At 59.9% G+C, this 10,553-nt stretch carries 10 protein-coding genes; 3 read left to right on the forward strand and 7 right to left on the reverse strand.

The annotated features are described in order from the left end of the window. Positions 1 to 72: 72 nt before the first annotated feature. The 3 genes from ampC to PMI28_RS11975 all read right to left on the reverse strand — a co-directional run bounded on the left by ampC (position 73) and on the right by PMI28_RS11975 (position 4,057). Positions 73 to 1,182: a class C beta-lactamase gene (gene ampC / locus PMI28_RS11985; RefSeq protein ID WP_443200727.1), complete on the reverse strand. Its 1,110-nt coding sequence runs from the start codon at positions 1,180 to 1,182 to the stop codon at positions 73 to 75. Between the two features lie 160 nt (positions 1,183 to 1,342). Next, complete coding sequence (gene gudD / locus PMI28_RS11980) at positions 1,343 to 2,686, reverse strand: glucarate dehydratase (RefSeq protein ID WP_007988026.1); 1,344 nt, start codon at positions 2,684 to 2,686, stop codon at positions 1,343 to 1,345. Between the two features lie 24 nt (positions 2,687 to 2,710). Continuing rightward, on the reverse strand, positions 2,711 to 4,057 hold the full coding sequence (locus PMI28_RS11975) for an MFS transporter (protein ID WP_007988029.1): 1,347 nt from the start codon (positions 4,055 to 4,057) through the stop codon (positions 2,711 to 2,713). Between the two features lie 279 nt (positions 4,058 to 4,336). On the opposite strand from PMI28_RS11975, the gene PMI28_RS11970 reads away from it, so the two are divergent. Further along, complete coding sequence (locus PMI28_RS11970) at positions 4,337 to 5,047, forward strand: FadR/GntR family transcriptional regulator (RefSeq protein ID WP_007988031.1); 711 nt, start codon at positions 4,337 to 4,339, stop codon at positions 5,045 to 5,047. A gap of 159 nt (positions 5,048 to 5,206) precedes the next feature. On the opposite strand, the gene PMI28_RS11965 is transcribed toward PMI28_RS11970, so the two are convergent. Then, on the reverse strand, positions 5,207 to 6,118 hold the full coding sequence (locus tag PMI28_RS11965) for a DMT family transporter (RefSeq protein ID WP_007988033.1): 912 nt from the start codon (positions 6,116 to 6,118) through the stop codon (positions 5,207 to 5,209). 96 nt (positions 6,119 to 6,214) lie between these two features. Between PMI28_RS11965 and PMI28_RS11960 the strand changes: the two genes are divergently transcribed. Continuing rightward, positions 6,215 to 7,078: a LysR family transcriptional regulator gene (locus PMI28_RS11960; protein ID WP_007988036.1), complete on the forward strand. Its 864-nt coding sequence runs from the start codon at positions 6,215 to 6,217 to the stop codon at positions 7,076 to 7,078. Between the two features lie 103 nt (positions 7,079 to 7,181). Here the strand turns inward: PMI28_RS11960 and trhP are convergent, their stop codons facing one another. Then, positions 7,182 to 8,507, reverse strand: coding sequence for a prephenate-dependent tRNA uridine(34) hydroxylase TrhP (gene trhP, locus PMI28_RS11955; RefSeq protein ID WP_007988037.1), 1,326 nt, complete (start codon positions 8,505 to 8,507; stop codon positions 7,182 to 7,184). 154 nt (positions 8,508 to 8,661) lie between these two features. Between trhP and PMI28_RS11950 the strand changes: the two genes are divergently transcribed. Next, positions 8,662 to 9,723, forward strand: coding sequence for an AI-2E family transporter (locus PMI28_RS11950; protein ID WP_007988039.1), 1,062 nt, complete (start codon positions 8,662 to 8,664; stop codon positions 9,721 to 9,723). Here the strand turns inward: PMI28_RS11950 and PMI28_RS11945 are convergent. Both PMI28_RS11945 and PMI28_RS11940 read right to left on the reverse strand, forming a co-directional pair. Then, entirely contained in the window at positions 9,720 to 9,911 is a 192-nt protein-coding gene (locus tag PMI28_RS11945; RefSeq protein ID WP_007988041.1) for a hypothetical protein, read from the reverse strand. The two genes, PMI28_RS11950 and PMI28_RS11945, sit on opposite strands and share 4 nt — an antisense overlap. Before the next feature lie 115 nt (positions 9,912 to 10,026). After that, the gene (locus PMI28_RS11940) at positions 10,027 to 10,221 is read right to left on the reverse strand and encodes a hypothetical protein (RefSeq protein WP_007988042.1); all 195 of its coding nucleotides are present in this window, start codon (positions 10,219 to 10,221) and stop codon (positions 10,027 to 10,029) included. Between the last annotated feature and the right edge of the window lie 332 nt (positions 10,222 to 10,553).

Here is a 10,553-nt window from a genome sequence, read left to right on the forward strand (position 1 = left end):
TAACAGTTGATATCAATGTTGAATGTCATACCGCTATCGCGAGCAAGCTCACTCCCACAGACGGATCAGGAACTATTGGGGAAGGGCACTCAATATTTGGTGAGCGATCCTGACCCGCTCTGCATTCGGATAATTCTTGTTTGCCAGAATCACTACCCCAATGTCCTTCGACGGCACGAACGCCACATAAGCTCCAAACCCACCGGTCGAACCGGTTTTGTTGATCAGCAGGTTCTCCGGTTGCGGCTGTGACGGAATCAACCACTGGACCTTATGCGGCTCCATCGCCATGGGGGTCGAGTTGCCCGCCAGCAGTTGATCCAGGGTGATCGGGTAACGATAGAGCTCCCAGCCCAATCCCTGAGTCATGTCGCCGACCGTGTAGTAGCCGGTGTGAGTCAACGCGATTGCCTGTTGCAACGGTTTTTCCAGGCGCGACGGCTTCATGTTCGCTTCAACATACGCCATCAGGTCCGCAGCGCTGGTTTTTACCCCGTACGCCTCGGAGTCCAGTGCGCCTGGACCAACCCGTACAGGTTTGTCGTCCTTGTTGTAGCCCTGGGCGTAAAGCGCCATCTGGTCCTGTGGCACTCTCAGGTAGGTGTGCTCCAAACCGAGTTTGGGAAGCAGGGTGTTTTGCATTACGTCATCAAACGGCTGGCCCATGCTGTGGGCGGCGAGGTAGCCGAACAGGCCGAGGCTGGGGTTCGAATACAGTCGATGGCTGCCGGGGGTGTAGAGCGGTTTCCATTGTTTGTAGTAATCGAGCATTTTGTCGGCCGAATCAGATTCGGCAGGGAATTGCAGCGGCAGGCCGCCAGCGCTGTAGGTGCCCAGTTGCAACACGCTGATGTGGTCGAAAGCACTGCCGCGCAAGGCCGGTAGCACGTGGCTGGCCTTGTCCGACAGTGACAGTGTGCCCGAGGCCTGGGCGTAAGCGGCGAGGGTGGCGGTGAAGGTTTTGCTGACGGAGCCGATTTCGAACAAGGTGTCTTGTGTGACAGGGTTGCCGGTTTCTTTCGAGGCGACGCCATAGTTGAAATAGTGCGGTTGGCCGTTGACGGTGACCGCCACGGCCATGCCGTGGATACCCTCGGCCTGCATCACCGGTTGTACAGCGGCGTTCACCACCGTCTCGATTTGATCCTGTGCAACGCACTGGCCTGCGGCAAATATCGCCATGCCGGCGGCGATGGTTTTCAGCCTGTCCATGTTGGTTTCATCCGTCGTTGATTCAGTTGCGCGTCATTTTAGGGCGTGAAGCGCCATGCTCCGAGCGCTTTTTAAAATCGGCCGCCATCAGGCGGCCACGCGCAACCATTGATTCAACTCACTTGGCGATTCAACGCACCAGGCAAGGCCGCTTGTTATCGAACTTCCAGCCGGGAATCAGGAACTGCATCGCCACGCTGTCATCCCGCGCCCCCAGGCCCATGCCTTTGTACAGCTCGTGGGCCTTTGCCAGTTGATCCATGTCCAGCTCCACCCCCAGCCCCGGCTTCTGCGGCACCTGTACGCAGCCGTCGACGATTTGCAGCGGGGCTTTGGTCAGGCGCTGGCCGTCCTGCCAGATCCAGTGGGTGTCGATCGCTGTGATCTCGCCCGGCGCGGCCGCCGCGACATGGGTGAACATCGCCAGGGAGATGTCGAAGTGGTTGTTGGAGTGCGAACCCCAGGTCAGACCCCATTCGTGGCACATCTGCGCCACGCGCACCGAACCCTGCATGGTCCAGAAGTGCGGATCGGCCAGAGGAATGTCGACCGACTGCAACTGGATCGCGTGGCCCATTTCCCGCCAGTCGGTGGCGATCATGTTGGTTGCGGTCTTGAGGCCCGTGGCCCGGCGGAATTCAGCCATGACTTCGCGACCCGAGTAACCGTTTTCCGCCCCGCACGGGTCTTCGGCATAGGCCAGCACGCGGTGCTGATCGCGGCACAGGCGGATGGCTTCTTTCAGTGACCATGCGCCGTTCGGGTCCAGGGTAATGCGTGCGTCGGGGAAGCGTTCGGCCAGCGCGGTCACCGCTTCGATTTCGGCGTCGCCACTGAGCACGCCGCCCTTGAGTTTGAAATCCTTGAAGCCGTAACGGGCATGGGCCGCGACCGCCAGACGGACCACCGCGTCGGCGGTCATGGCTTTCTCGTGCCGTACGCGGAACCAGTCGTTGTCGGCGTCCGGTTCGCTGCGGTAGGCGAGGTCCGTTTCGTTGCGATCACCGACATAAAACAGATAGCCAAGCATCTTCACTTCGTCGCGCTGCTGGCCTTCACCGAGCAAGGCTGCCACCGGTACGTCCAGATGCTGGCCGAGCAAGTCGAGCAACGCGGCTTCCAGGCCGGTGACCGCGTGGATGGTGATGCGCAAGTCGAAGGTTTGCAAACCGCGGCCACCGGCATCGCGGTCGGCGAAGGTCTGGCGTACTTGATTAAGGATCTTCTGCCAGGTGCCAATCGGGCTGCCCAGCACCAGGCTGCGTGCGTCTTCGAGGGTCTGGCGAATGCGCTCGCCCCCCGGCACTTCACCGACGCCGGTATGGCCGGCGTTGTCCTTGAGGATCACGATGTTGCGGGTGAAGAACGGGCCGTGGGCACCGCTCAGGTTGAGCAACATGCCATCGTGTCCGGCGACCGGAACCACTTGCATGCTGGTGATGACCGGGGCTTTTGCGGTGTCTTGTGCGTTCATTTTCCAATCCTTAAAAAGCAGAATTCAGGCGTGGTTGGGTGCAGGTTTGCCCAGCGCCACGGCGGGTGCGGATTTCGGTGTGTTGCGAGCGGCAAACACGATGATGGCGGCGATGATCGAGGTCGCGGCCAGGCCGTACAGGCCGCCCTGAATGGAACCGGTGCGTTCTTCCAGCAGGCCGAAAGTGGTCGGCGCAACGAAGCCGCCGAGGTTGCCCACCGAGTTGATCAGCGCGATGACACCAGCAGCAATGCGCGCATCCAGATAGGCCTGGGGAATCGGCCAGAACAGTGACGAGGCTGATTTGAAGCCCAGTGCTGCAAAGCAGATGGCGACGAAGGCGAAGACCGGTCCGCCGGTGGTGGACATGAACATCCCGGCGGCCGCAATCAGCAGGGCGGCGGCAACCCAGGCTTGCTGGTGTTTCCATTTGGCCGACAGCGAAGCGAAGACGTACATGCCGACAATCGACAGCAACCACGGAATCGAGTTGAACAGCCCGACCTGGACATCGCTCAGCTCGCCCATTTTCTTGATGATGCTGGGCAGCCAGAAGGTCGCGGCATAAATGGTCAGCTGGATAAAGAAATAGATCAGGCAGAACAGGATGATCTGGCGATCCTTGAGCAGTTTGCCCAGCGACGGTTTGATGGGGGTCGCCGCTTCCCGGGCCAGTTGTTCGTCGTCGATGACCTGGACCAGCGCGTCCTGCTCTTCGCGGCTCAGCCATTTGGCATCGTGGGGTCTGGAGTCCAGCCAGAACCAGACGAACACGCACAACCCCACCGAAAACATGCCCTCGATGAAGTACATCCACTGCCAGCCGTGCAGGCCCAGCCCTTCGATTTGCAGGAGCAAACCGGACAGGGGGCCTGAGATCAGCGACGCGAACGCCGAACCACTGAGGAAAATGGCAATCGCCTTGCCGCGCTCCACGCCGGGCAACCAGCGGGTGAAGTAGTAGATCACCCCGGGAAAGAAACCGGCTTCGGCCACGCCCAGCAGAAATCGCAGAATGTAGAAGTGGGTTTCGTTCTGGATGAATGCCATGCCTGCGGCGACCAGGCCCCAGGTCAGCATGATCCGTGTCAGCCAGATCCGCGCGCCGACTTTTTGCAGGAGGATGTTGGAGGGCACTTCGAACAGCGCATAACCGATGAAGAACAGCCCGGCACCGAGGCCATAGGCGGCAGCGCCAATGCCCAGGTCATGTTCCATGTGGGCGCGGACGAAGCCGATGTTCACGCGATCTATGTAATTGACGATGAACATGATGACGAACAGCGGCAAGACGTGACGTTTGACTTTGGCGATGGCGGACTTCAGCGCTGAATTGGCGTCGTCCTGCATCCCGGAGATGGATGTATTCACTGCGTTTCTCCCACTCGTTATTTTTATGCGGGGTAAGGCTGGGTGCTGCGTTGTTGCTAGACATCATACAACTACATTTTTTCATCGTGCAACTGTGTTTTTCCAACAAAATGGCGCTGTGTCTGGGTCTTGTTATTCTTTATACGGTGATCTCTGGCCTTTGAAATGGCTCTATAGGGGCGAAATGATGAGTGTTGTCATACAAGTTGCGTGAGGTTTTTCAAGATTCCCACCAGGCGCGGTGCTACGATTCGATAGCCCAGATTTCCGGACACCCTCATGCACGAAGACCTCGAAGCTCCCGCCCGCAAGCGCAGCCACAACCTGGCCCATGACCTGGTCGAAAAACTGACCCAGCGCATCCTGCTCGGCCAGATGTTGCCCGGTGACAAGTTGCCGTCGGAAAACACCATCGTTCAGGAACACGGGGTCAGTCGCACGGTGGTGCGTGAGGCAATCTCGAAGTTGCAGGCCTCGGGGCTGGTGGAAACCCGGCATGGCATCGGCACGTTCGTGATCGAGCGCGCACCGGAGCAGGGGTTACGGCTCAATGTCGATACCGCGCTGGGGGTCCGCAGCATTCTGGAGTTGCGCATGGGCCTGGAGACCCAGGCGGCCGCATTGGCGGCAATGCGCCGCAGCGATCAGCAACTGGCGCAGATGCGTGAAGCGCTGGATGACTATCAAAGCCTGCTGGCCAACAACGACAGCTGTGTCGAAGCCGACCGGCGTTTTCATCTGCTGATCGCCGAAGCCACCGGCAACCTGTGCTTCACCGAGATCATGCAGCACCTGGGCAGTGCCATGATTCCGCGCACCAGGGTCAATGCGGCCGAGCGTGGCGCAGTGGACTTGAGCAAACTCGGCGAGCTGGCCAACCTCGAGCACGAGGCGATTCTCAATGCCATCAGGCGCCAGGACCCGGACGCGGCGCGGGCGGCGATGTGGTTGCACCTGAGCAACAGTCGTGACCGGTTTTCGGCTAGTTGATGCTGATCAGGGGGCGTTTTTTCAGTTATACCGAGTTGTCGTTCTTCGCGAGCAAGCCCGCTCCCACAGGGTTTTATGTTTGCCGCGGTTCTTGAGCAGACCCTGAACCTGTGGGAGCGGGCTTGCTCGCGAAGGCGTCAGTCCAGGCAAAAAAATGGATCAGGCCCGGGCAACCTGAACCATGACAGCCCGCCGCTCCAGATTCAGCGCCAGCACACTCGTCAACACCACCAGCCCGCCCACCACGATCATCAATGTCGGCCGCTCACCCAACGCATAAGACGCAATGACCATCGCTGTCGGCGGCGTCAAATACAGCGTCATCGTCGCCCGGCTCAAATCGACATGCGCCAGCACAAACGCCCAGGCCAGGTAGGCCAGGGCACTGGGGAATATCCCCAGGGCGATCACTGCAAACTGCACGTGCAGCGGCGCAAGGGCGACTTGATCCACTAGGCCGGGCAAGTAAACCAGCAACAGCACCGTCCCGGACCACACCGTGTAACACACCAGCGTCAGCCCGTCGTAACGCCCGGTGTGATGCTTTTGCAGGGCAAAGTAGAGGCTCCAGGACACCGCCGCCAGCAGGATCAGCAAGCCGTGGGCATCAAGACTGCCCAGGCCGTGATCGCCCGCCACCACAATCACCACGCCAAGCAGCCCGAGCAGTACACAACCCCAGCGCCACAGACTCACCTGATCCTTGAACACGAAGCGCGCAATCAATGTGCTGAACAGCGGCGTGGTCTGGGCCAGGACGCTCGAAGCGCCGGCGCTGACACCCTGCTGTCCGAAGTTGATCGCCACGTGGTGCAGGCTCACGGCAAAGAAGCCCAGGCCGAACATCAGCGGTAAGTCTCGAAGGCTTGGCAGGCGAATGCCCTTGAATATCGCAACCACGGCCATGAACACGGAAGCCAGCAAGAAGCGCAGGAGCGCCAGATGTACGGGGTCGTAGGCCTGCAAGCCGATATGGATGCCGGTTGGGGAATAGCCCCAGCACGCCACGACAAACGCCATGGCCAGGATGATTTTCAAGGGCGAAACGGGGGAGGGTGAGAGCGGCTTCATGGTCGTGCACCTGTGGGCGGATGCACCGAGTATCAGAAAGCGGATCGTTCGCCACAACTGACTTATACTGCGCTAACCGTTCACTGTGGGTGATGTATGGAGCTGGCACAGATTCGCATGTTCAAGACCGTGGCCGACGTCGGCAGCATCGCCCGCGCAGCTGAGCTGTTGCATTGCGTGCCGTCGAACATCACTGCACGGATCAAGGCCCTTGAGGCCGAACTGGGTGTCGCGCTGTTTCTGCGCGAGGGCCGAGGGCTGCGCATCAGCCCGTCGGGGCAGACGTTTCTGGCCTACGCCTCGAAAATCCTGGCCCTCACCGCCGAGGCCAAACGCGCGGTCGATCCTTCGGCCGAGCCCTCCGGCCCCTTGCGCATCGGGGCCATCGAGTCGTCGGCCACCGGGCGTTTGCCGCGTCTGCTGGCGAAATTCCACAAGCGTTTTCCACAGGTGGCACTGGAGCTGACCACCGGCTCCTGGGGCCAGTTGCTCGATGACACGCTCAATCACAAACTCGACGGCGCCATCGTCGCGGTGGATGTCGAGCGTTCGCACCTCAAGCGCACGCCGATGTACCGCGAAGATCTGCTGCTGATCGCCTCGACATCCCTGGGGCCGCTGCGTGACATCAGCGATTTGCAGGACCAGACCGTATTCATGTGGCCCCAGGGCTGTCCCTACCGGGCGGCGCTGGAGCATTGGTTGCTGCGACAAGGGCAGGCACTGCCGATTGTCAGCCTGGCCAGTTATGGCGCGATTGTCGGTTGCGTCAGCGCCGGGGCTGGCGTGGCGCTGGTACCCAAAGGCATTTTCGATCAATACGCCAAAGGCGCGGGGTGCGCAGGGTTTGAATTCCCCGAACTGACCGCCGTCGACAATCTTTTTTACTGGCACGAAAACGCCGGAGTGCACCCGGCGCGTGAAGCGTTCGTGGCGATGCTCCGCGAGGAATTTGCCTGACGCAGTACCTGTGGGAGCGGGCTTGCTCGCGAAGGCGGTGTATCAGTCACTATTAATGTTGGCTGACACGTCGCCTTCGCGAGCAAGCCCGCTCCCACAGGGGCTACGGCATGTTGATATCTCGCATCAACAATCCAAAATCCAGATCCACCGCATCCGGTATCGGCAAATACACCGTATGCCCATCGCCGGGTGCAACGTCGATCGCTTCACCTTTGGCGTTTTGCAACTGGTGCAGGTCGAAGTGGAAGTTGCCCTTGGGCGTCATCAGTTCCATGTGGTCGCCCAGACCGAAGCGGTTCTTCACCTTGACCTCGGCCAGGCGATCCCGTCGCTGACCGGTCAGTTCACCGACAAACTGCTGGCGTTCCGACACCGAGCTGCCGTTCTGGTAGTTCTGGTATTCGTCATGCACATGCCGGCGCAGAAAACCTTCGGTGTAGCCACGCTGGGCGAGGGATTCCAGGTCGGTCATCAGGTTACGGTCGAAGGCCCGGCCAGCCACCGCGTCGTCGATTGCCTGGCGATAAACCTGGGTGGTGCGCGCGCAGTAAAAGTGGGATTTGGTCCGGCCTTCGATTTTCAACGAGTGCACGCCCATGTGTGTCAGGCGTTCGACGTGCTGCACGGCGCGCAAGTCCTTGGCGTTCATGATGTAAGTGCCGTGTTCGTCTTCGAAGGCCGGCATCTGTTCGCCGGGACGATTGGCTTCCTGCAACAGAAACACCTGCCCGGTGGGCGCGCCGATGCCCAGGGTCGGTTCGGGATCGAATGTCTGGACGATCTCGCCGAGCTGGTTTTCCGTGGCCGGTTGCGCCGAATATTTCCAGCGACAGGCGTTGGTGCAACTGCCCTGATTGGCATCGCGCCTGTTCATGTAGCCCGACAGCAGGCAACGCCCGGAATAGGCCATGCACAACGCGCCGTGCACGAACACTTCCAGTTCCATGGCGGGCACTTGCTCGCGGATCTCGGCGATTTCTTCCAGCGACAGCTCCCGCGACAGGATGATCCGGCTCAAGCCTTGCTGCTGCCAGAACTCGACGCTCGCCCAGTTCACTGTATTGGCCTGCACCGAAAGATGGATTGGCGTCTGCGGGTAGTGGCGGCGCACCAGCATGATCAGGCCGGGGTCGGACATGATCAGGGCATCAGGCGCCATGGCGATGATCGGCGCCAAATCCTTGAGGAAGGTCTTGAGCTTGGCGTTGTGCGGCGCGATGTTCACCACCACGTAAAAGCGCTTGCCCTGAGCCTGGGCTTCGCGAATGCCGAGGGCCAGGTTGGCGTGATCGAATTCGTTGTTTCGCACCCGCAGGCTGTAGCGCGGCTGGCCGGCGTACACGGCATCGGCACCGTAGGCGAAGGCGTAACGCATGTTTTTCAGGGTGCCGGCAGGGGCGAGCAGTTCGGGAGCAATCAGGTTCATGGCGGGTCGATCGCAAAAGCCGCGCAGGGTAAATGACTTGGCCCGAGGGTTTATTGATCTGGATCTATGCTTTGTTCATGGCACTCGTGCTGGCCGCGGCGACCTAAGCATCAGGACGTACCTTTGCGTCCGGGCAGACTGGCATGGATCGGACATGAACGAAGAAACCCCTAAAGACAAGTCGCTGACAGTCCTGCTGGCCCTGGTGAGCATCGCTTTCGTCTGGATTCTGTTGCCGCTCTACGGCGCCGTGTTCTGGGCGGTGATCCTCGGGATCCTCTTCGCTCCCCTGCAACGGCGGCTGCAACTGAAGTTCGGTTGGGGGCGCAACCTCACTTCACTGCTCACACTGAGCATCTGCCTGTTTATCGCGATCCTGCCTGTGATAGTCCTTGGCGTCTTCCTGGTCCAGGAGGGAACCGCGCTCTACAAGAACATCGAAAGCGGCGAGCTGGACATCGCCGGGTATGTGGCGCAGTTCAAGCACAGCCTGCCGTCATATTTCCAGCATTTGCTCGACCGCTTCGGCATCGGGGAGCTCAATGGGCTGAGGGAGAAAATCATCAAGAGCGCGATGACCGGCAACGAGTTCTTCGCCACCCAGGCTTTCAGTTTTGGCCAGGGCACGTTCGAGTTCATCGTCAGCTTTTTCATCATGCTGTACCTGCTGTTTTTCTTCCTGCGCGACGGTGCGGAACTGGCGCGCAAGGTGCGCCTGGCGGTGCCATTGCAGGAACAGCAGAAGCGCCGTTTGCAGCTCAAGTTCAATCGTGTGGTGCGGGCCACGGTGAAGGGCAACCTGCTGGTGGCGATCACGCAAGGCGCGCTGGGCGGTCTGATTTTCTGGTTTCTGGACATTCCCAGCGTATTGCTCTGGGCGGTGTTGATGGCGTTTCTGTCACTGTTGCCGGCGGTCGGGGCGGGGATTGTCTGGGCGCCGGTGGCGATGTTTTTCCTGCTCACCGGGGCGATCTGGCAGGGCGTGGTGCTGGGGTTGTTCGGGATCTTCGTGATCGGACTGGTGGACAACCTGCTCAGGCCGTTGCTGGTGGGCAAGGACACCAAGATGCCGGACTACATGATCCTGATCTCGACCCTCGGCGGCCTGGCGATATTCGGGCTGAACGGCTTTGTCATCGGCCCGTTGATCGCGGCCCTGTTCATGTCGAGCTGGGACATCTTCATCGAAACCAAACCGCGGGTGCAGTTGCCCTAGGCGCTGAGCCTGCCGGACTGGCCGGTGCCGATGCGTTGTGACAATGCCTGGGCGGCGGGCAGCGAAGTGAGCGGGCCGCTGATCTGCACACCGTCCTGCACCAGATACCAACAGGCGAGCATGCCCATCTCTCTAAGCTGTGTAGGGACGGCACTGCCGATAACGGACATGATCTGAACCTTGGACATGATAAGTACCTCCATCAATCTGTGGAGTCACTTTAAGGTCAGGGTGCCTTGAGGGGTAATCAACGCTTTCGATAGTGGTCATTGACGCCAGCGGGGGCAAACGACCGTTGGTCGGTCAGCTAACCACCTGATCGAGCATATGAACCACTTCCTGCTCGTTGAGCAGGCCCTTGCGCACCAGGTTTTGCGTCAGCAGCGAGAGAAACTTGGCGCTGCGATGACCTTCCAGGTGCTTGAGTTCGGTCAGTGCGTTGTAGACCTTGCTGGAGGTGCACAGACCGACGATGCGGTGCGGGTTTTGTGTTGGCATGTGGTCGTCCTTGTTGTTATCAACCTGTTATTGACGGACAGACCCGAGCTTGCGGACCTGACATGACATAAATATGACCGTTTGCTGCCGCACGGCAGAAACAATACCAGGTCAATCTTGCCAACTTGAGTCGCCAACGCTGTTCCGATAACGACCTTGGCGAGATTTATCCAGACCTGCACCGACAAAAGGGCATAAAAAACCCCGCTATTTCAGCGTAATGCTGCTCAGTTAAGAGATAGAGCGAACGATAAGCAACCTGTGGCGAGGGAGCTTGCTCCCGCTGGGGCGCGAAGCGGCCCCTCCTTTCCCCTAAAGAGCAGGGGACTGCT

Origin of the sequence: Pseudomonas sp. GM48 (assembly GCF_000282335.1) — a bacterium.
Lineage (GTDB): Bacteria > Pseudomonadota > Gammaproteobacteria > Pseudomonadales > Pseudomonadaceae > Aquipseudomonas.